The following is a 25,453-nucleotide window of genomic DNA, read 5'->3' on the forward strand; positions in this document are numbered from 1 at the left end:
GGAATGAAGCAGAGAAAAGTCCCTCTGAGAAAATGCGTTGCCTGTCAGGAAATGATGCCGAAGAGGGAATTGATCCGCGTCGTCAAAACGCCTGAGGATGACATTCTCATTGATCTTAAGGGGAAGAAGTCTGGGCGCGGTGCCTACCTGTGCGGTAAAGTTTCTTGTTTTAAATTGGCAAAGAAAAGCAAAGCCCTGGATAGAGCTCTGAAGCATGCTGTAGGCGCAGACATTTATGACCAACTGGAGCAAGATTTCATTCGTGTTGAAGATGAGTTCCTTTCTTCGAAAGAAGAGGAGGAAGCAGAAGATGAATCCTAAATTTCTTAATCAATTAGGATTGGCGATGAGAGCCGGGAAACTCGTTACGGGTGACGAAGGTGTATTCAAAGCCATTCGCGCGGGTGAGGCCAAGCTAGTTATTATGGCGGAAGACGCTTCTGCTAATACACGTAAGAAATTTCAAGATAAATGCCTATTCTATGGGGTTAAGCTCATGGAAGTGGGTACTAAGTATGAATTGGGCCGCAGCATTGGGAAAGAAATGCGTGTCACCATAGGTGTATTGGACGGAGGCTTCGCGCAGATGCTGCAGAAGAGTCAAGAAAATCCTGCGGAGGTGAAACATATTGACCAATAAACAAGATAATAAAGACAAGACACGCGTTTACGAATACGCGAAACAGCTCAATATGAGCAGCAAAGAAATTATCACCATTCTCAAACGATTAAATATACCTGTTAACAACCACATGAGTGTAATGGAAAATGACGCGGTTAGCAGTGTGGAAAAGTTCTTTAGAGATATCAAAGCTAATGCAGCTGCCAAACGAGCAGCTACGGACGGAGGAAATGTGAGTTCATCTACGACGAATCAGAATCCTGCATCGCAGGCTCCAGCACAAGAGAATAAAGGTGCAGTAACTCCGGCGGCTAAGCCAGTTACTAATGAGCAACAATCTGCTAGTAGTCAACCTACTACATCAACTGGAGCTACGACTCCTCAACAAAGTCAGTCTACACAAAATCAAAATTCATCAAGTCGCCCACAGCAGTCACGCCCAAGTGGACAAAGCAGTAATTATCAAGGAAATCGTTCTAACAACTCTCAAGGTGGTCAGCGTACGGGCTATCAAGGGTCTAATCCAAATGGTGGACGCCCTAGTGGCCAAGGTTCCAGCCAAGGTGGACAACGTACAGGTTACCAAGGCTCCAATCCTGGTGGACAACGTCCTTCTGGTCAAGGCTCCAGCCAAGGTGGGCAACGTACAGGGTATCAAGGCTCCAATCCTGGTGGACAACGTCCTTCAGGTGGAAGCAGCGGCGGATACAACAACAGCAACCGTCCAGCTAGCCAAGGCTATAGTCAAGGTCAAGGACAAGGCGGAGCACCACGCTCGAACAGCAACTATGCAGGTTCACGCCCAAATCAAGGTGCAGGCGGTCCTGGAGCAAGCAGTGGTCAAAGCGCGAACAGTGGGCGTCCTCAATCTAGCCCGAATCGCAGTGCTGGTCCTAATCGTGGGTCCAAGCCCTTTGAGAACCGCAACAACAACCAAAGTGGAAGACCAGTTGTGCAAGAAGCTAAACCACAATTTCACGTTGGTGCAACCGCGGCTGAGTTGGATGATGCAGCAGCAAAAGCTGGTGTCATAACAACAAAGAAATCCAAACCAACGCCAAAACGTTTTGACGATAATAGGTCTGGTGGTAATCGTGGTCCTGGTGGAAACAACAGAGGCAACCAACGCGGAAACAACAGAGGTCGTTACCAACAAGACGTTGTTAAGAAAGAAAAAGTGGATAACACACCTAAGAAGATCATCGTTCGTGGCAACATGACGGTTGGTGAAACAGCGAAGTTGCTTCACAAAGATGCTTCGGAAGTTATCAAGAAACTTTTATTCCTAGGTACAATGGCAACGATCAACCAAGAGTTGGATTTGGAAACGATCCAATTGATTGCTTCTGAATTTGGTGTCGAAGTTGAAATCAAAATCAAAGTCGAAGAAGATAACTTCGAAACATTCGAAGAGATCGATGACGAGGCTGATTTGCTTGAACGTCCACCTGTTGTTACAATCATGGGTCACGTCGATCATGGTAAAACTACTTTGCTTGATGCCATTCGTAAAACAAGTGTTACGGAAGGCGAAGCAGGCGGAATCACACAGCACATTGGTGCTTATCAAGTCGAAGTTAATCATAAGAAAATTACTTTCTTGGATACACCTGGTCACGAAGCGTTTACTACAATGCGTGCTCGTGGTGCTCAAGTTACGGATATTACGATTATCGTTGTTGCAGCAGATGACGGTGTAATGCCACAAACCGTAGAAGCGATTAGTCACGCTAAAGCGGCTGGTGTACCAATCATTGTTGCTGTGAACAAGATTGATAAAGAAGGCGCTAATCCAGACCAAATCAAACAAGCTCTCACTGCTTACGAGTTAGTTCCAGAAGAGTGGGGCGGCGATACGATTTTCTGCGAAATTTCCGCAAAACAACGTATTGGCCTTGAAAACTTGCTTGAAATGATCTTGCTCGTAGCTGAAGTACAAGAGTACAAAGCTAACCCGAACAAGCGTGCTAGAGCGACTGTTATTGAGGCTGAGTTGGATAAAGGAAGAGGCCCAGTGGCTAGAATTCTAATTCAACATGGTACGTTAAAAGTTGGAGATAGCTTCGTAGCTGGTGTATGCTTCGGTCGTGTGCGTGCGATCGTTAATGATAAAGGTAAACGTTTGAAAGAAGCAGGTCCTTCAACTCCGGTTGAAATTACGGGTCTGACAGAAGTTCCACAAGCTGGAGATCCATTCCTGGCTTATGAAGATGAGCGTAAAGCAAGAGATATCGCTGAACGCCGTGCGATTGCACTTCGTCAATCCGAGATGACAGCTAATTCACGTGTTACCTTGGAAGACCTCTTTAAGCATATTAAAGACGGTGAAGTGAAAGATCTGAATGTAATTATCAAAGGTGATGTTCAAGGTTCTGTAGAAGCACTGAAAAGCTCTCTTGAGAAGATTGAAGTTGAAGGTGTTCGTGTTAAGATCCTTCATAATGGGGTTGGCGCAGTAACGGAATCTGATATTATTCTGGCCTCTGCATCCAATGCGATTATTATCGGATTCAACGTTCGTCCTGAGCCTGCTGCGAAAGCAACAGCTGATCAAGAGAAAGTAGATATCCGTCTGCATAACATCATTTACAACGTAATTGAAGAAATCGAGCAAGCGATGAAAGGCATGCTGGATCCAGTCTTTAAGGAAGTTGTTCTTGGTCAAGCTGAAGTACGTAATGTATTCAAAATTACTGGTTCAGGAACAATTGCAGGTTGTTATGTAACTTCAGGTAAAATTGCTCGTAATGCACAAACGCGCCTAGTGCGTAGTGGAATTGTTGTTCATGAAGGCAAGATTGATTCCTTGAAACGATTCAAGGACGACCAAAAAGAAGTTGCACAAGGCTATGAGTGTGGTATATCTCTTGAGCGTTATCATGATATTAAAGAGGGCGACATTATTGAAGCCTTTATCATGGAGTCCGTTGAGAGGTGATAATAAATGGCTAGAGTTCGTGTAGGTCGAGTTGGCGAACAGATTAAGAAAGAGTTAAGTCAGATCATTCAAGCTGAACTGAAGGATCCTCGTATTGGTTTTATGACCGTTACAGGTGTTGAAGTGACGAATGATTTGTCGCTGGCTCGTGTGTATTTAAGCGTAATGGGAACTGAAGAGGAGAAAGCTGCCACACTTAAGGCACTTTCTGTTGCTTCAGGTTACATTCGCTCTGAATTAGGCAAACGAATTCGTTTGCGCAAAATTCCAGAGCTTCAGTTTAAATTTGATGCTTCGATCGACTATGGTAGTCACATTGACCAATTGTTGTATAAGCTCAATCAGGAAGGAAATACAAACGTATGAATAACGGAATGAACCATGCCACCGAATACTGTCAGCAGCTGGCAGCAGCAGCTGCATTTATCGAGCAGCATGATGATTTCTTGGTTGTATCTCACATCCAGCCGGATGGAGATGCTGCCAGTTCAACGTATGCAACAGGTTGGATTTTAAGTCAACTGGGAAAGTCATTCACAATGATCAATGAGGGCGCAATGCCCTCTAAGTTTTCCTACCTCGACGGTAGTAAACAAACGATTGATTATAGTGAACAGGCACCGAATCGACTGTATCAAACCATCATAAGTGTTGATTGTGCTGATTTCTCCAGAATGGGTAGGATCAGCACTCTTTTTGATGAGCAGGTAAACCTACTCAATATTGACCATCATCCAACGAATGATGAATTTGGTTCCTGTCATTTAATCAAACATGATGCCGCGGCAACCGTTCAAATTTTGTATGATTTGGCATTACATATGAAACTTCAACCTGACATTTCATTCGGTGAATGCATCTATACGGGCCTGCTTACAGATACAGGTGGTTTCCGTTACTCAAATACTTCTTCTGAGGTTATGAAAATCGGAGCTTCCATGTTGGAGTTAGGAGTTAAGGGTGCAGAAATCGCTGAACTTGTCCTTGAACGGATGACGTATGCACAGATTGTACTTCTCCAAAAAGCACTATCAACACTTTCCTTTGCCTATGATCGCAAGTTAGCTTGGCTAGCTGTGTCACTCGCAGATTTGGAGTTGACAGGTGCTTCGAGTGATGATTTGGATGGATTGGTGAATTATCCTCGTAATGTTGAGGGTGTTGAGGTAGGCATGCTGATTAAGGAGAAGGCATCAGGCGTCATTAAAGTAAGTCTACGTTCCTCCGGATTAGTCGATGTTGCTGCGATTGCACAGTCACTTGGTGGCGGAGGTCATGTTCGAGCATCTGGATGTACGATTCATGGTACGCTAGATGAAGCAATTGCTAAAATGGTTGAGGAAGTAGGGGACAAGCTGAAATGACGCTAGAAGGTATACTGCCTGTTTGGAAACCAGCGGGCTTTACATCCCATGATGTTGTCGCCAAAGTCAGAAGGATTTTAAGTATTAAACGAATTGGACATACGGGTACGCTTGATCCACAAGTGACAGGTGTCTTGCCACTTTGCATTGGTCGTGCTACACGTATGGTTGAGTATATTCAAGAGTTGCCGAAGGAATATGAAGCTGTTTTACGTATTGGGCTATCGACAGATACGGAAGATATGACAGGGACTGTCTTGGAAGAAGTATCACAGGTATCACTCGAAGAAAGTGAAATACGTGGTGTACTTGAATCTTTCTTAGGAGACATCGAGCAGATTCCTCCTATGTTCTCTGCGGTTAAAGTAGATGGCAAACGACTCTACGAATTAGCAAGAGAGGGTAAGGAAGTTGAACGAAAAGCAAGGAAAGCGACGATTTACGAACTTGAAATTCTCGAGCTGAACTTGGATCAGAAGCATCCTGAAATTCGTTTTCGTGCCGTATGCTCCAAAGGTACCTATATTCGAACATTGTGTGTAGATATAGGGAGGGCACTGGGATATCCAGCTGTCATGGAAAGTCTGATTCGTACGTCTACAGGTAATATTCGTAAGGAACAATGTTTAACCTTTGAGCAAATTGTTCAATTGAAGGAAGAGGGAACCTTACAACAGCATATGATTCCGATGGATATAGCCATCTCACATATTCCATCTATTTCCCTCAATGATCAAGAAGCTCTTCATTCTTTGCAAGGTAAGAAAATAGCTCTAGCTGCGAATCGAGTGGCTCATGCAGATGCTTCACAAACCATATTTCGGGCCTATTCACCAGATGAACGATTTCTTGGTCTGTTTGAATGGAAAAGCACTAGCCACGTCTTGGTCCCGGCCAAAGTATTCCTTTAATCATAACGTCGCGGGACGGTTTGAAATGGGCAGGTGAAACGGAATTTTATGCAAATAATACCAATATCATATCCGATGGATTTGGATGAGTTAGCGCAGATTGTTGGCAAACAAGTGGTGGCTATAGGTGACTTCGACGGTGTACATCTAGGACACCAAGAGGTAATTGGTAGGGCTATGCTTACGGCTAAAAATCTGGGGTTAAACTCAGCTATCATGACCTTTTACCCGCATCCTAGAGCGGTGATGGGGCAAGATAAATATGTGGAGTCGTTAACGCCAACGAAGAAGAAGATGCAAATCTTCGAGAGTATGGGCATCAATCACGTATATATTGTAACGTTTGACGCATCGCTGATGCGCTTAACGCCAGAACAATTCGTGGATGGCGTACTTGATCGTCTTGGCGTGGATAGCGTCATATGTGGTTTTGATTTTACCTTTGGATTTCAAGGCAAAGGTACTCCGGATTCGCTCTGTGAGTTGAGTCACGGGAAATTCTCAGTTGAAGTGGTGAGACCTTTTCATATGAATGGTGAAAAAGTGAGTAGTACACGTATACGCGAAGCCTTGCAGGTTGGCGAATTGGAAACAGTGACTAGGTTGCTGGGACGTCCATATAGCATTAGTGGTACTGTTGTAGATGGTGCGAAGAGAGGGAGAACACTTGGATTCCCCACAGCTAATCTTCAATTGGATGAATCGTATGTTAGTCCCAAGAACGGTGTATATGCCATTCAAGCGACTGTTCGCGGGGAGAAATATCAAGGTGTCATGAATATTGGTGTGAAACCAACATTTGAGACAGGCGAACTCAAACCCTCATTTGAAGCGCATTTATTCGAATTTTCCGAACAAATATATGGAGAAACCGTTGTGGTTGAGCTTATTGCTTTTCTTAGACCAGAACGTAAGTTCACTTCACTGGAAGATTTAGTTGCTCAAATTAAACTTGATTCCATAGAAGCAAAACAGAAATTGACGTTAGAGATGTAATCATACATTTACTTCTTCTGGTCAATTGTGTTATACTGAATAACGTTGTCGAATGGACGTGTTCATTTGGCATGAACCTTAGCTTGGATTGACGTTTTCATCGGCGCTTTCTAGGCTAGCGGGGATACTAATTAGAATTTAGGAGATGAACGATTATGGCAATTACGCAAGAGCGCAAAACGCAACTGATTCAAACACACAAAGTACACGATACCGACACAGGTTCACCTGAAGTACAAGTAGCAATCCTTACAGAAAACATTGTTAATCTTACAGACCACCTTCGTACACACAAGAAAGATCACCACTCCCGCCGTGGTTTGCTTAAAATGGTTGGACAACGTCGTAAGTTGCTAGCATATGTTAAAAACAAAGATGTAAGCCGCTATAGTGCTTTGATTGCAAAGCTTGGTTTGCGTCGATAAAACAGACAATGAGAAGCAACCTGTTGCTCGTTTGCTAGGCTTGATAAAGCTCTGGCAGAGAGCAGCAAAAGGTTGCTTTTTCTTGTATTTTTAAAACGGGAAAAGAAGGAAATACTAGACATAACGCAGAAATAGAGGATAACTCCATAGCTTGTCTATTTTGCATACATACGGAGTAGATTCGGATTGGTCTCTGGATCTTATGATTTCTGTACATGTTTATCAAACACATATTTTGAAACACAAACCATGCCTTAGGAGGATATTATGGAGACAAGGGTACAAATGGAACTTGGCGGTAAGCCGTTCATTCTTGAAACAGGCCGACTAGCCAAACAAGCCAATGCAGCTGTAACTGTTCGTTACGGTGATACGGTTGTGCTTAGCACAGTAACGGCTTCCAGCGGACCGAAAGATTTAGATTTCTTTCCGTTAACAGTGAATTATGAAGAAAGATTATACGCGGTAGGTAAAATTCCGGGTGGTTTTATTAAGCGCGAAGGACGTCCTAGTGAGAAAGCGATTCTTGCGAGCCGTTTGACGGATCGTCCGATTCGTCCACTTTTCCCTGAAGGTTTCCGAAATGATGTTCAAATCGTGTCGATCGTCATGAGCGTGGATCAAGAGTGTCCACCTGAAATGGCTGCAATGATCGGTACGTCAGCGGCTCTTGCTATCTCTGATGTTCCATTTAATGGTCCTGTAGGCGGTGTCATCGTTGGCCGTGTAGATGGTCAATTCGTAATCAATCCAACTGGTGAAGTTGCCGAGAAGAGTGATCTTCACTTAACTGTTGCAGGTACCAAAGATGCGATTATGATGGTTGAAGCTGGCGCGAAAGAAGTTTCCGAGGAAGTCGTTCTAGAAGCGATTATGTTCGGTCATGATGAAATCCGCAAGATTGTTGCAACAATTGAAGAATTGGTTGAGCAAGTGGGTAAACCCAAAATGGAAGTTAAACTGCATGCTGTTGATGCTGAAGTAAATAGCGCGGTGCGTGAATTTGCTCAAGCTAGATTAGTGGATGCGATCAAAATTCCTGAGAAGCATGCTCGTCAAGAAGCAATCGATGTTGTCAACGCGGATGCTGTTGAGCATTTCACTGCTTTATACGTAGAAACACCAGGTCTTCTTGGTGATGTGAAAGAAACCTTGTATGATATCGTGAAAGAAGAAGTTCGCCGCTTGATCACGCATGATAAAGTAAGACCTGATGGACGTAAACCAGATGAGATTCGTCCAATTGAGTGCGATGTCAACTTGTTGCCGCGTACACACGGGTCTGGTTTGTTCACACGTGGACAAACTCAAGCGCTTAGTATTTGTACATTAGGGGCACTTGGCGATGTTCAAATCTTAGATGGTTTAGATCTGACAGAAACCAAACGTTTCATGCATCATTATAACTTCCCTCCATTCAGCGTTGGGGAAGCAAGACCATTGCGTCCTCCAGGCCGCCGCGAGATTGGACATGGTGCGTTAGGTGAGAGAGCTATTGAAGCGATCATCCCAAATGAAATTGAGTTCCCTTACACAATCCGTCTTGTATCAGAAGTATTGGAATCGAACGGTTCAACTTCTCAAGCAAGTATTTGTGCAAGTATTCTTGCCCTTATGGATGCCGGTGTTCCGATTAAAGCACCAGTAGCAGGTATTGCAATGGGTCTTATCAAAGACGGCGATCATTTCTCCATTTTGTCCGATATTCAAGGAATGGAAGATCACCTAGGCGATATGGACTTTAAAGTTGCTGGTACTGCAGAAGGTATCACAGCACTTCAAATGGATATCAAAATTGACGGGATTGACCGCAGCATCTTGCAACAATCGTTGCAACAAGCGAAAGAAGGCCGTTTGCACATCTTGGGCAAAATGGTATCCCGTATTTCGACACCAAACAAAAATCTATCTAAATATGCGCCTAAAATTCTTACAATGAATATTAATCCAGACAAAATCCGTGATGTTATTGGTGCCGGTGGTAAAATCATCAATAAAATCATTGAGGAAACTGGCGTGAAGATCGACATCGAGCAAGACGGCCGCGTATTCATCGCATCGTCCAATCAAGAAATGAACGAGAAAGCTCGCTCCATTATTGAGGGCATCGTGCGTGAAGTCATCGTTGGTGAAACTTATCTGGGTACAGTGAAACGTGTTGAGAAATTCGGTGCTTTCGTTGAAATCCTTCCAGGCAAAGAAGGTCTTGTACACATTTCACAAATTTCTACAGAGCGTGTAGCTAAAGTAGAAGACGTTGTGAACGTTGGAGATCAAATTACAGTTAAAGTGACTGAGATTGATCAACAAGGAAGAGTAAATCTTTCACGCAAAGCGACGCTAACTTCACAAGTTTCTGCACAGAGCTAGAGACTTGTAAGCGCGTTTCATTCATAGTTTAGGATAAAGAGTCAGATCTATCTGTCTCTTTTTTGCTTTTCCTTCATTTCGAGGACATGCACAGTTCTACTCTTGTCCCAACCTTCATACAATCAGGAGACCAAAGAAACGCCTACACTTTCATGAGAAGGAGAGTAGCGTTTAAGGGGTTCTAAAGCCAATTTATTTATATGGCTAAACATATAAATTCTTCTAGTATGAAGAAAGGGGACCTGTGTATGCTCCACAGAAAATGGATGTTATTTGGGAGTTTTTTTGCTATGGTTCTATTTACTGTGAATGCAATCCCAAGTATTGAAACTTATATTCAACAAGTTAAAAGTAATCAACTGCATGTTGAACATGAGGGTGTTGAAACGAAGGTTGACATACGTCCCGTGTTTGCATCTGCCAATAAATCCACTTTATTAGAAACGATAACCAAAGAAGCAGAGAAACGTAGGGTCGCTCCTATTAATGCGAAAGTGGATTCCGTTTGGAAAGCAATCCCTGGCTACAATGGTCTTGAAGTGGATGTTGACGAAACGCTGAAGTTGGCGGAGCATCAATTAACTCCTAATCAAATTAATTACGTGATGAAAGAAGTAGAGCCAAGTATTCAATTGGATGATCTTGGTCCTAATCCTGTTTATAAAGGCAATCCCAAGAAGCCAATGGTTTCTATTATGATCAATGTGGCATGGGGCAATGAATATTTACCGAGTATGTTAGAGACGCTTCGCAAAGAAAATGTCCATGCGACTTTCTTCTTTGATGGATCCTGGTTAAAGAAGAATTCAGAAATGGCCAAACGTATTTTAAGCGAAGGGCACGAGGTATCGAATCACGCCTATTCACATAAAGACATGCGCACGATTTCACGGAGTAAAGCAGTAGAAGAAATTTCGAAAACAGAGGAATTACTGAAGCAACTAGGTGTTAAAAACACTTTATTTGCGCCTCCGTCAGGTTACTTTAATCAAGAGACCGTTCAAGTTGCCTCTGAATTTAAGCTACAAACGGTATTGTGGACGTTTGATACGATTGATTGGAAAAATCCAGGTGCTGGTCGCATTCTTGAGCGATTGTCTAATCAAGTTGAACCGGGGACACTTATCCTGATGCATCCGACCGTTTCATCAAGGGATGCGTTGCCAGGTATGATTAGCCTCATTAAGAAAAAAGGATTAGTAGTAGGTACAGTCTCAGACCTTCTATCTTCCAAAAGGATCGCTGGACAGGGGCAAATCACGAAATAATCATGATTTACCGGTGCTAATTTGAGTCCTAGGCACATTTTTGTTAGACTGAGGAAGTATAATAGGAGAATTGGACTTATAGGTGTACCATTTCGAGGAGGAACCTTGGTGATCAAATATCGCTTACATAATGGATTGAGAGTGGTTATGGAACAAATCCCTACATTTCGATCAGTAACATTCGGGATTTGGGTAAAAACAGGCTCACGTAACGAATCACAAACAAACAATGGTATTTCACACTTTATTGAACACATGTTGTTCAAGGGTACGGAGCGTCATTCGGCGAAAGATATCGCAGAAATTTTTGATGGCATCGGCGGAAATGTGAATGCTTTCACCTCCAAAGAATATACCTGTTATTATGCCAAAGTATTGGATGAGCATTTGCCTTTGGCCATGGATGTTCTGTCGGATATGTTCTTCCATTCCACATTTGATGAAGGTGAGCTTGAAAAAGAGAAGAATGTTATTTACGAAGAAATCTCCATGTATGAAGATACACCGGATGATCTCGTGCATGATTTGTTAGCGAAAGCTTCGTATGGCGCTCATGCTTTGGGTTATACAATTCTAGGTACGCAAGATAATTTGTCCAAAATGAAGTCAGATGATCTTCGCTCCTATCTCAAACAAAATTACAATACAGAGAATACAGTTCTGAGTATTGCTGGAAATATTGATGATAATGTCAAGGATTTAATCGAAAAACATTTCGGCAATTTCTCACAATCAGGTGTTGAAACAAGCTATGATGCACCAGATTTCCTTAGCGAGTTGATTTTCCATGCGAAGAAAACAGAACAAAATCATATTTGTCTGTCATTGCCTGGATTGTCCCTGCAAGAGGAAAATTTGTATCCGATGGTTTTATTGAATAATGCCATTGGTGGTGGTATGAGCTCAAGATTGTTCCAAGAAATTCGAGAGAAACGTGGATTAGCCTATTCTGTGTATTCCTATCACTCTTCTCATATCGATAGCGGGATGTTTACCATTTATACAGGTACGGCACCTAAGCAAACGGAAGAAGTATTGAAAGTAACGATGGAACTGCTTCATGATATTGCTGTAAATGGAATGACAGACAATGAACTCAAGAAGGGAAAAGAGCAGCTGAAAGGCAGCCTAATTCTGAGTTTAGAAAGCACAAGCAGTCGTATGAACCGTTTTGGTAAAAATGAATTGATGACTGGCAAGCATTATAGTTTGGATGAAATGATTGAACGTATCGAGAGCGTGAATATGGATCATATTCGCCAACTGACGAAAAATTTATTTGCTACACCGTTTGCTCTGTCCATGGTTGGGAATGCGGATGATGTTATTAGCGGCTTCAGGAGGGATCAGCTTGTCTCCCTTTGATTATGAAGTGCAAGTGAAAAGGATTGAAGGCCAGGAGGACATTCTCTTACCACAGAAAATGTCTGAAGCAGCCAGCGGTTATGATTTACATGCTGCAGTTACAGAGCCAATTGTACTTGCGCCTGGTGAACGTCGATTGATTCCAACGGGCTTCGCGCTAAGCATGCCACCTGAACTTGAAGCACAGATTCGTCCTAGAAGCGGTCTGGCATATAAACATGGTATTACAACGCTTAATTCCCCTGGAACCATTGATGCCGATTACCGCGGCGAGGTTAAAGTGTTGCTGATTAATCATGGCCAGGAACCTTTCATCATTCAGAGGAATGAACGCATAGCTCAGATGGTATTCCAGCGTGTACCACAAATCCAATTAACTCTTGTCAATGCGTTGACAGAAACAGTACGTGGGTCAGGCGGCTTCGGCCATACTGGCCGTTAATGCTGCGGGATCACATAACGAAAGGGAAAGAACCTCTTCTTAGGAAGGGGTTCTTTCTCATTTCAGAGGATGCAAAGTCGGAAGTCACCCATCCTTAGGCGAACGCATACTATAACGTATCGAAACGGACCGAGGAAGGGGTGTAAGCAAGAATGCTTACTGGGATTTCGGTTGCTATTATGGGAGGAGACGCCCGGCAACTTGAAGTAATTCAGAAATTTACTGAGCTAGACGCTACCGTTATTTTACTCGGATTTGACAATCTCGGGAGGCAATTTCATGGTGTAACGAATGTGAAGTTAGATCCGGAATTGTTTGGGCATGTGGACGCACTAATATTACCAGTTGTAGGTACGGATGAGACAGGACAAGTGGAATCAATTTTCTCAAGTGAAGAGATGATTTTGACAGATGAGCATATATCTTCATTGCCGAAACATGCCAAGGTATACACAGGTATGGCGAAGAGCTATTTGAAGAAGCTCGTTTCAGCACATAACATTGAGCTTGTAGAGTTATTAGATCGTGATGATATTGCCATCTATAACTCGATTCCAACTGCAGAGGGTGCGCTTATGATGGCCATCCAGAACACCGATATTACAATTCATGGTTCCACATGTATGGTACTAGGATTTGGTCGAACAGGGTTTACTATGGCCAAAACTTTGCAAGGATTAGGGGCAACCGTCAAGGTTGGTGTCAGGAAACCGGAGCATTATGCAAGGGCGTGGGAGATGGGTTTTCAGCCTTTTTATACGAAGGATCTGTACCCGGAAGTGGGGAATATTGACTTGCTTTTTAACACAATTCCGACTATGATAGTCACAGCGCAAGTTATTACCAATATCCCACATCGCGCGCTTATTATCGATTTAGCTTCGAGACCCGGCGGAACGGATTTCCGATTTGCCGAGAAGAGAGGCATTAAAGCGATGCTAGCGCCCGGTTTACCTGGAATCGTCGCCCCCAAAACAGCTGGCCGTATTATGGCTAACACCTTAAGTCAGCTGATCGAGGAAGACTTCAAAGACAGGAGCGATGTGGAATGAATTGGCAAGGGAAAACAGTCGGTTATGCATTAACCGGTTCTCACTGTACACTTGAAGAGGTCATGCCTCAAATTAAGAGATTTGTAGATGCGGGTGCTCGTGTCATTCCGATTGTATCTAATACAGTCATGACGACAGACACACGGTTTGGTAAGTCTGCTGACTGGCAGCAAATGCTGAAAGATATTACGGGTAACGAGATTATTTCTACCATTGTAGATGCGGAACCGCTAGGTCCTTCCAAGTTGTTGGATGTGATGGTGATTGCTCCTTGTACGGGGAATACAACTAGTAAACTAGCAAATGCAATGACAGAAAGTCCCGTTCTAATGGCAGCTAAAGCACAAATGAGAAACTTGAGACCGCTCGTATTAGCGATTTCAACAAATGATGGTTTAGGATTAAATGCAATGAACATTGCAAAGTTATTGGTGACCAAGAATATTTACTTTGTGCCATACGGTCAAGATGCTCCAGGAGCTAAGCCAAATTCGTTGGTGGCCCGGATGGACTTGATAATGGAAGCTTGTGAAGCTGCGCTGGAAGGCAAGCAATTGCAACCCATGATTATTGAGAGATTTCAGTACTAACTGATAGATGTCAACTTGAGGGGGAGAAACCAGATTATGTCCAACCAGAAGCTGTTCAACGTTGCAGTTGTAGGCGCTACAGGCGCTGTCGGCGAGCAAATCATCCGTCTACTAGAAGCACGGAATTTCCCCATCAAGGAATTGAAATTACTCTCTTCTGCTCGTTCTGCTGGTGTAAAGATTGCATTCAAAGGCCAAGAAGTAGTTGTGCAAGAAGCTACTCCGGACAGTTTCCATGGTGTAGATCTGGCGCTCTTTAGTGCTGGAGGCGATGTCACCAAAGCATTGGCACCGCATGCTGTTGAAGCAGGTGCGATTTGTATTGACAATACGAGTGCGTACCGTATGGACCCGGATACACCACTTGTTGTACCCGAAGTGAATGTTGAGAAAATCAATGAGCATAAAGGGATAATTGCTAATCCGAACTGTTCTACAATTCAAATGGTTGCAGCACTTAAACCACTGTATGACCGCTATGGCATTTCACGTATTATCGTTTCCACGTACCAAGCCGTTTCTGGTGCTGGGGCTAAAGCCATTAATGAAATGCTGCGACAATCCAAAGAAGTGCTAGCAGGAAATGAGGCTAATCCGGCAATTTTGCCAGTGGGCTCTTTACCAGTCAAGCATCAAATTGCTTTCAATGCCATTCCGCAAATTGATAAATTTTTGGATAATGGTTTTACGAATGAAGAAATGAAAATGATTCTTGAAACAAAGAAAATTATGGGCGATGAGTCCATTGAAGTCACAGCTACATGCGTGAGAATTCCTGTTGTTTACGGGCATTCAGAGTCCGTCTATGTAGAATTGAAAGAAGAGTATGATATTGAAGAAGTGAAAAATCTACTAGCGAATGCACCCGGTATTGTTCTTGTTGACAATCCATCTGAGCAACTGTACCCACTTGCTACGGATGCTGCGGGTAAACTCGAAACTTTCGTCGGTCGTGTTCGTCGAGATTTGAGCAACCCTAAAGCGCTTAACCTGTGGATTGTGTCAGATAATTTGTTAAAAGGTGCTGCTTGGAATGCGGTACAGATTGCTGAATATATTGCTATAGAGCAACAATAATCAGCATACTGCCTTTTGAGCAGTGAAATTGGAGGATACTCATGCGAATTCTAGTTCAGAAATTCGGAGGTACTTCACTTTCCACCGCACAAGCTAGAGAACACGTTATAGGACACATTCAAGACGCACTAATTCAACATTATAAACTAGTTGTTGTTGTATCTGCGATGGGAAGAAAAGGGGAACCCTATGCGACTGATACGCTTCTAGACCTCGTTCGGAAGAATGGGGAAGGGCTGCCAGCAAGGGAACTCGATATGTTAATGGGCTGCGGAGAATTAATATCTGCAGTACTTTTGTGTAGTTTATTGAACAAAACAGGAATTCGATCCACAGTTTTGACGGGTGGGCAAGCAGGTCTAATTACGAATGAGAATCATGGCAATGCTCAGATCATTGCGATGAAACCGAATCGGATTTTTGAATTACTAGAGCAAGATCAGGTCGTTATTGTCACTGGTTTTCAAGGGAAAACAAGTCATGATGAGTTGACGACTTTAGGCCGCGGGGGCAGTGATACGTCAGCAACAGCGCTTGGCGCCGCACTGAAAGCAGAAATCGTAGATATCTTCACAGATGTTAATGGTATTTTGACAGCGGATCCAAGAATTGTTGAGGATGCTAAACCATTGCAACGCGTGAGTTTTAGCGAGATCTGTAATATGGCTCATAATGGTGCTAAAGTTATTCATCCGCGCGCTGTTGAAGTTGCTATGCAAGCCAATATTCCGATTCGTGTGAGATCAACGTTCACGAAGGAAGAAGGAACACTTGTCACTGCTTCTGACAATGTGTCAACAGACATTAACCAAGTTAAAGATCGCTTTGTTACAGGGATTGCACATTTCACGAATATAACACAGATTCAGGTTGCTGCCGTTGATGGTGAGTTCGATCTTCAACTTCGAGTATTCAAAACGATGGCTCAGCATCAGATTAGTGTTGATTTTATTAATGTAAACCCTTCAGGCGTTGTATATACGGTCTTTGATCATGAGGCCGAACGTGCAGTTCAATTACTTAAGGCGCAGGGTTACGAGCCCAAGTTTACGAGTGGCTGTGCGAAGGTGTCCGTGATTGGTGGCGGAATGAATGGTGTACCTGGTATTATGGCGCATATTGTTGAAGCATTAACAGTGGAAGATATCCGAATTCTTCAATCAGCGGATTCGAATACAACCATTTGGGTGCTTGTTCAAGGTGTCGACATGATTAAGTCCGTGCGTGCACTTCATCGAAAATTCAATTTATTCAAATAAAACAAGTAAGTCAGGAGGCGTACCAAGTGAGTTTTGGAAGAGTAGTCACAGCTATGGTTACTCCATTTGATGACCAATTGCAGGTTAACTGGGATCAAGTAGAGCCATTAATTAATTATTTAATTGAAGAACAACATTCAGATAGCCTTGTGATTTGTGGGACGACAGGGGAGTCACCAACGTTATCAGAAGATGAGAAGTTGCGCCTTATTGAACTTTCCGTTCGTGTTGCGGCAGGACGTTGCAAAATTATTGCAGGTACTGGCAGCAACGACACGGTTCATACAATTGCTTTTTCGCGTAAAGTAGCACAACTTGGTGTGGATGCTTTACTTCTCGTTGCTCCGTATTACAACCGTCCATCTCAGGAGGGCTTGTATCAACATTTCAAAGCAATAGCAGAAGCGGTTACTACTCCAGTCGTGCTCTATAATGTGCCTGGACGTACAGGTGTGAACTTGGATGCGGATACAACCATTCGTCTTTCCCACATACCGAATATTGTGGCGACCAAAGATTGCTCGAATACGGATCAAATGACACGTATACTTACACATGCTGCCCCTAATTTCCTTGTATATAGTGGAGATGACAGTAATACTTTGCCTTCATTAGCTATTGGATGTGAAGGGATTATCAGTGTAGCGAGTCATGTGATTGGAAAAGAAATGCAAACTATGATAAAGTATTATCTAGAAGGCAACATTCAGCAAGCTGCTGAGCTTCATCGTAAGCTTCATCCAGTATTCACTGGTATCTTTTGTGCACCGAGCCCTGCACCAATCAAATATGCTTTGGCACTTAAAGGCATTGAAACAGGCGGCGTTCGACTTCCGTTAGTTCGTGTATCCGAGCAAGAAGGACAATTCATTCAATCACTTTTTGTATGATCATGCCTAATGAATCGGTGCTTCCGGCATCGGTTTTCTTTTTTTGGGAAATCTAAACGTATTCAGTATTAACTTGTATTTGCTGTTTTTTTTCATGTATAATGGTTGCAAGTGACTAGTTCGGTTTATTCATTTAAAATTCGTCGTCCAATCTATGAAGGAGGTATATTCTTGTCCAAAAAAAATATTGATAAACTTTTGATCTTCGCTCTTGGCGGCGTGGGCGAAATCGGAAAAAATATGTATTGCGTTCAGTATGCGAACGATATTATTGTCATTGACAGTGGTTTGAAATTTCCAGAGGAGGACATGCTCGGAATTGACATTGTCATCCCAGATATCGGGTACTTAACAGAGAATCGGGATAAAGTACGCGGCATTATCATCACGCACGGCCATGAGGATCACATTGGTGGCTTACCTTACGTGCTTAAACACCTCAACGTTCCCCTCTATGCTACGAAGTTAACGATGGGACTTATCGAGGCTAAGCTGAAGGAAGCGAACTTGCTCGGAACGACGAACCGAATTCTAATCAATTCGGAATCTGTTCTTCCACTGGGCGTTCTTACGGCAACTTTCTTCAAAACCAATCATAGTATTCCGGATTCTGTTGGTGTCGCACTGGATACGCCAGAAGGTGTTGTTGTTCATACAGGAGACTTTAAGTTTGATCAGACTCCAGTGAATGAACAATATGCAGATTTGCATCGTATGGCTGAAATTGGAAAGAAAGGCGTACTTGCCTTGCTTTCAGACAGTACGAATGCTGAACGTCCTGGCTACACGGGCTCTGAGCGCGGCGTAGGGATTGAAATTGAAGAAGTATTTCGTAAAGCGAAGCAAAGAGTTGTTATTGCGACATTCGCATCGAATATTCACCGTGTACAACAGGTGTTTGATGCAGCTGCAGCAACGAATCGCAAAGTGACAGTTATTGGTCGCAGTATGGTCAACGTGGTTTCGATCGCTAGCGAATTAGGCTATTTACACATTCCAGATGGCATGTTGATTGAGCCAGAGGAAGTTAATAAGCTTGCAGCTGATCGTGTCGTTATCTTATCCACGGGTAGCCAAGGCGAACCGATGTCTGCTCTAACAAGAATGGCACGTTCAACCCATCGTAAGATTGATATTTTACCAGGGGATACGGTTATTATTGCGGCAACTCCAATTCCAGGAAATGAGCGTTACGTAGGCAGAACGGTTGATGAGCTTATGCGCATTGGTGCCCACGTGATTTATGGCCCAGGATCAGTTACGGGTGTTCACGTTTCAGGGCATGGTAGTCAGGAAGAATTGAAGCTTATGCTAAACCTGATGAAGCCTAAATACTTTATTCCAATTCATGGCGAATATCGCATGCTGCGTCAACACGCTATCCTTGCCGAAACTGTCGGCATTCCTAAAGAAGACATTTTCTTATGCGATATTGGTGATACGGTCGAAATTCAAAATGGATCTGCACGCAAAGGTTCGAAAGTCCAAAGCGGCAATATCCTAATTGATGGACTAGGTGTAGGGGATGTAGGCAATATCGTATTGCGTGACCGTAAATTACTGTCGCAAGATGGAATTCTAGTTGTCGTGGTTACACTAAGTAAGCAAGATGGCAAAATTTTGTCCGGCCCAGATATTATTTCACGCGGATTTGTTTATGTTCGTGAATCCGAAGGACTTCTTGAAGAAGCCAATCGAATCGTAACAAATACGTTAACTAAACTAATGAATGAAAATGTAAACGAATGGGCATCTTTAAAAACAAATGTGAAAGATGTTCTCGGACGCTTTTTATATGAACAAACCAGAAGAAGACCAATGATTCTTCCGATCATTATGGAAGTTTAGGTACTCGAACAAGTCACTTGAGCCTATGCAAATAGTAAAGCTCTCTCCAATTGGGGGGAGCTTTTTCTTGTTCCTGCAAAGCGATGTATGCATGAAAGTATAGAAGTTTATTCATACTATGGGAGATCTTGAACAACTTGTCATAGCAGCTTAATTTGAAAGGGGATTACCAAGTGGCATCAGCACCAGGCTCGAAAGAACAGGAACAAGGGACAGAGGAAGCTAAGAAGAATGCTGTTCTCGAGAATATTCAACAATTAGGACAGACGAATACGGTCTCTGGTGAATCAAATATTTTCTGTTTAACGATCATTGGGCAGGTAGAGGGGCATATTGTACTGCCTCCTCAGAATAAGACGACCAAATATGAACATCTCATTCCTCAACTTGTAGCAGCGGAGCAGAATTCCAAGATTGAAGGCGTCATGATTATCTTAAACACGGTTGGCGGTGATGTGGAAGCAGGTCTTGCGATCGCAGAAATGATTGCAACGTTATCGAAACCAACGATAGCTTTGGTTCTAGGAGGCGGACATAGTATTGGGGTTCCTATTGCTGTATCTGCTAACTATTCGATTATTGCTGAAACTGCGACCATGACGATTCATCCGATTCGCCTAAACGGCTTGGTAATTGGCGTACCGCAGACCTTTGAATACTTGGATAAGATGCAAGAGCGTGTTGTACGCTTCGTAACGAAGCATTCCAACGTAACAGAAGAAAAGTTTAAAGAGCTTATGTTTAAGACGGGTGAACTTACAAGAGATATCGGCACAACGGTAATTGGCAGCGATGCCGTCAAATATGGGTTAATCGATCAAGTAGGTGGGATTGGTGATGCCATTCGTGAGTTGAACAGCCGGATCGAGGAAAAGAAAGCGGCGAACTCTGGGGGGCTTGTTCAGTGATCCATTATTCTGTGATTCCGATGGAAGTTATTTTTGAAGGATTCGAGGCTCATGCCCCACAGTATGTAGATATTGAAGTAGACGGTTTGATGGTGCAAATTGAGCCGTTAAGTGGCTATCAAGCACGCATTGTAAGATTGTACAGCTGTAATCCACAAGACTATTTGAATGAACACTACTCGCCTGGAAATATCATTTCATACCATCCACAACTAGCGGTTATTTCAACTCGTTAGGTCTTGTTCCCGTATCATCCCTCGAGTCAAATGTGGTATAATGTGGACTTGGGGGTGACAATCTTGGCGAAACGCAAGAAAAAGACGAAGGCTGTAAAGACCAGCTTATTATTCGAGCTGTATGGAATCCTCATCTTGATTTTCTCGGTCATTGCCCTTGCTCATCAAGGTCATGTGGGAAATTCATTGGTTTATTTGTTTCGTTTTTTTGTGGGGACTTGGTATTCACTCATACCACTTATTTTCATTTATGTGGCCTTATACGCCATGATCAAACGAGCTTGGCCACTAATGGTAACGCCTAAAAAAGCGGGCATTTTGTTGTTCATTCTTGGATTATTAATCAAGAATCATATTGATTTATTTGCTCAACTATATCCTGACAACGACTTTTCGTCGGGTAAAGTCATTTCTTCGACATGGTCTGCCATGCTAGAGGGATTGCACCCCACTGAAGCTGGACGAGCAGCCTTGGAACACGGGATTGGCGGAGGAATGATAGGTGCTTTTTTATACAGCATTCTCTATTTCCTATTTGATTACCTCGGTGCCAGATTAATCCAATATATGCTTTTTGTTATGGGTTTTATTCTAGCGACAGGTGTTTCTTATGTGGATCTAGGTAATATTGTGAAGGGTCGTTTCAGTAACGTAGGACAAAATTTTAAAGACAGAATGAAGGAATGGTTGCAAGATCGAGAAGGGCGTCAACCACAGCCTCAGGCAGCATCTGCCGGAAGTGCGCCTGCGAAGGTGAAGAAGCCAGCCTATGTACCTGTGGATGATGAATTTGACGAGGAAGTCTTCCAACCAGTTAAGAAATCGAAGAAATCGCCATTGTTTATGGAGCTCCTCCGTCCTATTAAGGAGAACCGTAAGAAAGCTGCATCAAGAGAACAAGATGATATCGAGGATAATTTGTCTGAGGGAGAAGCTGAACTAGTCGGGGAGGAAGTTGTTTACTCGAATACTGCAGATCCAATAGTTGAACCTATACATAATGCTGGTGATCCAACAGGGGCGCCTATTATACGTGATTTCCAAGAACAAGTTATTCAAGAAGCCCAACATGTAGTTAGACCTACGGTTCCATTAGTATCCAATAGTCCAACTACTGTTCCAGCAAGTGTGGAAAACGATGAGAATGAGCCAGTAACACTTGAGTTTCAAGATGCGCCAGCCATTGTGACTCGTCCATACGAGATACCGTCGCTTGATTTGTTAGCAAGACCTGCCCTAGGGAAGGGAAGCGAAATGGCAGACTACAAGGCTAATGCTAGGAAACTTGAGGCGACATTAGAAAGCTTCGGTGTTCGAGCTAAGGTTCTAGAAGTCGTAAGAGGTCCAGCAGTAACGCGATATGAAATCCAACCTGATGTTGGTGTGAAGGTTAGCAGAATTGTATCATTGACTGATGATATTGCGCTAGCACTAGCAGCAAAGGATATACGGATGGAGGCACCTATTCCAGGGAAATCCGCGATTGGTATCGAGGTGCCGAATTTAGAAGTATCCATTGTTACGATGCGAGAAGTCATGGAAACGTCTGCTTTTCAGGAGTCTAGTTCACGCTTGTCTGTCGTTCTTGGACGAGATATTTCGGGTCAGCCGATTGTTGGTAATCTAGCAAGAATGCCCCATTTATTGGTAGCTGGTGCTACCGGATCGGGTAAGTCGGTTTGTATCAATGGGATTATCACAAGTATTTTGTATAAAGCTAAACCAAACGAAGTGAAGTTCCTCATGATTGATCCGAAAATGGTGGAGTTGAATGTGTACAATGGCATTCCACATCTATTAGCGCCTGTAGTTACGGATCCGCGGCGAGCGTCACTCGCACTCAAGAAAATCGTTGTCGAGATGGAGAAACGATATGAGTTATTTTCCAAGAGTGGGACGCGAAATATAGAAGGTTATAACGCCATGCTGACAGAGAGCGGAACAGCACCGCCGTTGCCATACTATGTAGTTATCGTGGATGAGTTAGCAGATCTCATGATGGTAGCAGCAAATGATGTAGAGGATTCAATCTGCCGTCTTGCCCAAATGGCACGTGCGGCGGGAATTCACTTAATTATTGCTACACAGCGCCCTTCTGTCGACGTTATTACAGGTGTTATTAAGGCCAACATCCCTTCCCGGATCGCTTTTGGTGTATCTTCGCAAGTGGATTCGCGAACGATTCTGGATATGGTAGGAGCTGAGAAACTACTGGGGCGTGGAGATATGCTTTACTTGCCAGTTGGTGCATCAAAGCCAGTTCGTATCCAAGGGGCATTCCTTTCCGATGGGGAAGTTGAACAGGTTGTTGGGTTCGTTCGAACCCAGGAGCAAGCGAATTATCGGGAGGAACTCGTACCTCAAGTTGAAGAAATGCCAGAGCAGCAGAATGAATTTGAGGATGAATTGTATGATCAAGCCGTTCAAATTGTTTTGGAAGCGAAACAAGCATCAGTATCCTTACTACAAAGGCGAATGAGAGTTGGTTACACACGTGCTGCTAGGCTGGTTGATGCAATGGAAGCTAAAGGGGTAGTTGGCCCTTATGAAGGCAGCAAACCACGTGAAGTACTGATTTCACTTGAACAATATCATCATAACCGGATTAGTTCCTAATCCGTATCGAATAAACACTCCCTTCGGGGAGTGTTTGTTTTATTTGTATAATCATGGACTCACTTTCTCATAATAAGCAAGAAAAGGTTGTAATTTGAAAAGTGAGGTTGAGAAGGGGAATGAATAAACGACTAATTGTCATTACATTTTGTATTGTATTTGTTTTGGTAGTTTCTTTTCAATTAAAGGGCAAATTCAATCCACCAACGGAAGAAACATTTAGTAAGCATGAAGTGCGTTATGGCGCCACCGGTTCGGATGTGAATGAATTACAAGGCAGGTTGAAATTCATTGGATTCTATAACGGCAACATAGACGGTGATTATGGTTACAAAACTTTAACCGCAGTGAAGCGATTCCAAGGTGAGTTTGGCATGACGGTAGACGGTATCGTTGGACCGAAGACCAAACTGAAGCTCTGGGAAGCAACGAAAAACTGGAAACCTACAGCTCCGGAAACAGCTAATAACAATCAAGGTACGAATAATAAAGGTACAGGTACGGACGCGCCTGCCAATCTAACTCCCTCCAATAATCTTGGATATTCAGAACAGGATATTAATTTAATGGCTAATGCCGTCCATGGTGAAGCGCGTGGTGAGCCATACATAGGACAAGTTGCCGTAGCGGCAGTTATTTTAAATCGAGTAAAATCTGCCAGTTTTCCGAATACAGTTTCTGGTGTTATTTTTCAACCAGGTGCTTTCACAGCTGTTGCTGATGGTCAAATTTGGTTAACGCCAGATGAAAACTCCAAAAAAGCCGTTAGAGATGCCTTGAATGGATTGGACCCAACAGGCGGCTGTATCTATTACTTCAACCCAGAAACGGCAACGTCCAAATGGATTTGGACAAGAAAGCAAATCAAAAAAATTGGTAAACACATTTTCTGTGTGTAAAATGGACAAGGAGAAGGAGCCACATATGGTTGCTTCTCCTCTTCGTATAGGAATATAATGGATTTATTACACGGACATAGAAGGGAGACTGACCTTTGAAGCCTACTCAATTTGAGCGCAGCAGCTGGAAACATATCCGAATACACGTTCTACCGACAGATCGGTTCAAAACTTTTGCCATTTCCGTATACATAGGACGTCAACTAGATGAAGAGACGGTCACGAGTACAGCATTAACACCATTTATCCTTCGCAGAGGTACAGAGCTACGTCCAGAAACGAAGCAGTTCCGGGAGTATCTAGACGATTTGTATGGTGCAGGGTTTGGTTTTGATATTTATAAACGAGGCGATTATCAAATCGTTCAGCTACGCATGGACATTATTAATGATCGATTCGTCAAATCAGCGGATTCTTTGTTAAAGCAAGGACTAGAATTTGTGGGAGAAACGTTAACGCGTCCGGCATTAGAGGATCAACATTTCCGCACGAAATACGTAGATGCAGAGAAGCAAACGCTTCGTAAACGAATTGAATCTGTCATCAATGATAAGATTCGCTATGCAGCTGAACGGTGTATGGAAGAAATGTGCAGTGGAGAACCCTACCGGCTTCATCCATTAGGTAAAATAGAAGATCTCGACGGTATGAATGCGGAGCAGCTGTACGAACAGTATAAAGAATGGCTCCAATCGTCGCCGATGGATATTTATGTTGTCGGCAATACGACGCTTAGCGAAGTCGAAGAAATTGTGAAGCAATCGTTCGCTATTGAGCGGAATGCTGAAGCAAATTATGTCACATCCGCGCCGCGCGGTGTCACAGGTGAAGTGAAGACGATTGTAGAACGTTTGGATGTTAACCAGGGTAAGTTGAATATGGGGCTACGTACGAACCTTTCATACAGCGACGATCAGTATCCAGCAGCACTTATGTATAATGGGGTTCTAGGTGGCTATCCACATTCCAAATTATTTACGAATGTTCGTGAGAAAGCGAGCTTAGCTTATTATGCTTCTTCTCGTTTTGATGGTCATAAAGGTATTTTGACGATACAGTCAGGTATTGAAATGGCGAACTATGAGAAAGCCGTAGATATTATACGTAAGCAACTGAAAGCCTTGGAACAAGGAGAAATCACTGACATTGAGTGGAGTCAAACGAGAGCGATGATTTCCAATCAACTGCGTGAAATACAAGATTCAGCGTTTGAGCTGATTTCGTTTGATTTCAATGCTATTTTGTCAGGAAAAGAACGTACGGTAGCAGGGTTGATCTCTGCAGTCGAGCAAGTGGATATACCTGCTATAGCAGAGGTTGCGAAACGAGTCCAATTGGATACGATATACTTTTTACGGGATCAGAAGGGGGAGTAAA

General features: G+C 43.2%; 23 protein-coding genes. All 23 read left to right on the forward strand.

Translation table 11 applies throughout. The features are described from left to right. The first annotated feature begins 3 nt into the window (after positions 1–3). The 23 genes from rnpM (at position 4) to yfmF (ending at position 25,452) form a co-directional block, all read left to right on the forward strand. Positions 4–321 (forward strand): RNase P modulator RnpM, encoded by a 318-nt coding sequence (gene rnpM / locus AC58PV_RS11255; RefSeq protein WP_497432327.1) that lies wholly within the window; start codon positions 4–6, stop codon positions 319–321. Further along, on the forward strand, positions 311–640 hold the full coding sequence (locus tag AC58PV_RS11260) for a L7Ae/L30e/S12e/Gadd45 family ribosomal protein (RefSeq protein WP_239696555.1): 330 nt from the start codon (positions 311–313) through the stop codon (positions 638–640). The genes rnpM and AC58PV_RS11260 overlap by 11 nt, the downstream gene beginning before the upstream one ends. Beyond that, on the forward strand, positions 630–3,560 hold the full coding sequence (gene infB / locus AC58PV_RS11265; RefSeq protein ID WP_497432328.1) for a translation initiation factor IF-2: 2,931 nt from the start codon (positions 630–632) through the stop codon (positions 3,558–3,560). Before AC58PV_RS11260 ends, infB begins: the two co-directional genes overlap by 11 nt. A 6-nt stretch (positions 3,561–3,566) precedes the next feature. After that, entirely contained in the window at positions 3,567–3,926 is a 360-nt protein-coding gene (gene rbfA / locus AC58PV_RS11270) for a 30S ribosome-binding factor RbfA (RefSeq protein ID WP_056625044.1), read from the forward strand. Further along, positions 3,923–4,924, forward strand: coding sequence for a DHH family phosphoesterase (locus AC58PV_RS11275; RefSeq protein ID WP_497432329.1), 1,002 nt, complete (start codon positions 3,923–3,925; stop codon positions 4,922–4,924). Before rbfA ends, AC58PV_RS11275 begins: the two co-directional genes overlap by 4 nt. After that, positions 4,921–5,835 (forward strand): tRNA pseudouridine(55) synthase TruB, encoded by a 915-nt coding sequence (gene truB / locus AC58PV_RS11280; protein WP_497432330.1) that lies wholly within the window; start codon positions 4,921–4,923, stop codon positions 5,833–5,835. Before AC58PV_RS11275 ends, truB begins: the two co-directional genes overlap by 4 nt. Positions 5,836–5,883: 48 nt before the next feature. After that, positions 5,884–6,831, forward strand: a complete 948-nt coding sequence (locus AC58PV_RS11285; RefSeq protein WP_497432331.1) for a bifunctional riboflavin kinase/FAD synthetase — start codon at positions 5,884–5,886, stop codon at positions 6,829–6,831. A gap of 155 nt (positions 6,832–6,986) precedes the next feature. Beyond that, complete coding sequence (gene rpsO, locus AC58PV_RS11290; protein ID WP_028558319.1) at positions 6,987–7,256, forward strand: 30S ribosomal protein S15; 270 nt, start codon at positions 6,987–6,989, stop codon at positions 7,254–7,256. Positions 7,257–7,523: 267 nt separating this feature from the next. After that, complete coding sequence (gene pnp / locus AC58PV_RS11295; RefSeq protein WP_497432332.1) at positions 7,524–9,626, forward strand: polyribonucleotide nucleotidyltransferase; 2,103 nt, start codon at positions 7,524–7,526, stop codon at positions 9,624–9,626. Positions 9,627–9,916: 290 nt separating this feature from the next. Then, positions 9,917–10,894 (forward strand): polysaccharide deacetylase family protein, encoded by a 978-nt coding sequence (locus tag AC58PV_RS11300; RefSeq protein WP_497432333.1) that lies wholly within the window; start codon positions 9,917–9,919, stop codon positions 10,892–10,894. Positions 10,895–11,002: 108 nt separating this feature from the next. Further along, positions 11,003–12,259, forward strand: coding sequence for a M16 family metallopeptidase (locus AC58PV_RS11305; protein ID WP_497432334.1), 1,257 nt, complete (start codon positions 11,003–11,005; stop codon positions 12,257–12,259). After that, complete coding sequence (gene dut, locus AC58PV_RS11310) at positions 12,246–12,701, forward strand: dUTP diphosphatase (protein ID WP_497432335.1); 456 nt, start codon at positions 12,246–12,248, stop codon at positions 12,699–12,701. Before AC58PV_RS11305 ends, dut begins: the two co-directional genes overlap by 14 nt. A gap of 152 nt (positions 12,702–12,853) precedes the next feature. Further along, positions 12,854–13,753, forward strand: a complete 900-nt coding sequence (gene dpsA, locus AC58PV_RS11315) for a dipicolinate synthase subunit DpsA (protein WP_497432336.1) — start codon at positions 12,854–12,856, stop codon at positions 13,751–13,753. Continuing rightward, positions 13,750–14,343 (forward strand): dipicolinate synthase subunit B, encoded by a 594-nt coding sequence (locus AC58PV_RS11320; RefSeq protein ID WP_068662536.1) that lies wholly within the window; start codon positions 13,750–13,752, stop codon positions 14,341–14,343. Before dpsA ends, AC58PV_RS11320 begins: the two co-directional genes overlap by 4 nt. A 36-nt stretch (positions 14,344–14,379) precedes the next feature. Next, the gene (locus AC58PV_RS11325) at positions 14,380–15,420 is read left to right on the forward strand and encodes an aspartate-semialdehyde dehydrogenase (protein ID WP_497432337.1); all 1,041 of its coding nucleotides are present in this window, start codon (positions 14,380–14,382) and stop codon (positions 15,418–15,420) included. Between the two features lie 41 nt (positions 15,421–15,461). Next, positions 15,462–16,679, forward strand: coding sequence for an aspartate kinase (gene dapG, locus AC58PV_RS11330; protein ID WP_497432338.1), 1,218 nt, complete (start codon positions 15,462–15,464; stop codon positions 16,677–16,679). A 26-nt stretch (positions 16,680–16,705) separates the two neighbouring features. Continuing rightward, the gene (gene dapA, locus AC58PV_RS11335; RefSeq protein WP_497432339.1) at positions 16,706–17,569 is read left to right on the forward strand and encodes a 4-hydroxy-tetrahydrodipicolinate synthase; all 864 of its coding nucleotides are present in this window, start codon (positions 16,706–16,708) and stop codon (positions 17,567–17,569) included. Between the two features lie 171 nt (positions 17,570–17,740). Continuing rightward, the gene (locus tag AC58PV_RS11340; RefSeq protein WP_497432340.1) at positions 17,741–19,417 is read left to right on the forward strand and encodes a ribonuclease J; all 1,677 of its coding nucleotides are present in this window, start codon (positions 17,741–17,743) and stop codon (positions 19,415–19,417) included. 173 nt (positions 19,418–19,590) lie between these two features. Next, positions 19,591–20,325, forward strand: coding sequence for a ClpP family protease (locus AC58PV_RS11345; RefSeq protein ID WP_497432341.1), 735 nt, complete (start codon positions 19,591–19,593; stop codon positions 20,323–20,325). Continuing rightward, positions 20,322–20,561, forward strand: a complete 240-nt coding sequence (locus AC58PV_RS11350) for a YlzJ-like family protein (RefSeq protein WP_497432342.1) — start codon at positions 20,322–20,324, stop codon at positions 20,559–20,561. The genes AC58PV_RS11345 and AC58PV_RS11350 overlap by 4 nt, the downstream gene beginning before the upstream one ends. A gap of 63 nt (positions 20,562–20,624) precedes the next feature. Beyond that, a complete protein-coding gene (locus AC58PV_RS11355; RefSeq protein WP_497432343.1) occupies positions 20,625–23,177 on the forward strand; it encodes a DNA translocase FtsK in 2,553 nt (850 codons plus the stop codon). Between the two features lie 119 nt (positions 23,178–23,296). Continuing rightward, a complete protein-coding gene (gene sleB / locus AC58PV_RS11360) occupies positions 23,297–24,076 on the forward strand; it encodes a spore cortex-lytic enzyme (RefSeq protein WP_497432344.1) in 780 nt (259 codons plus the stop codon). A gap of 95 nt (positions 24,077–24,171) precedes the next feature. Further along, positions 24,172–25,452, forward strand: a complete 1,281-nt coding sequence (yfmF, locus tag AC58PV_RS11365) for an EF-P 5-aminopentanol modification-associated protein YfmF (protein WP_497432345.1) — start codon at positions 24,172–24,174, stop codon at positions 25,450–25,452. Position 25,453 lies beyond the last annotated feature (1 nt).

Source organism: Paenibacillus sp. J22FR83, from assembly GCF_059691955.1.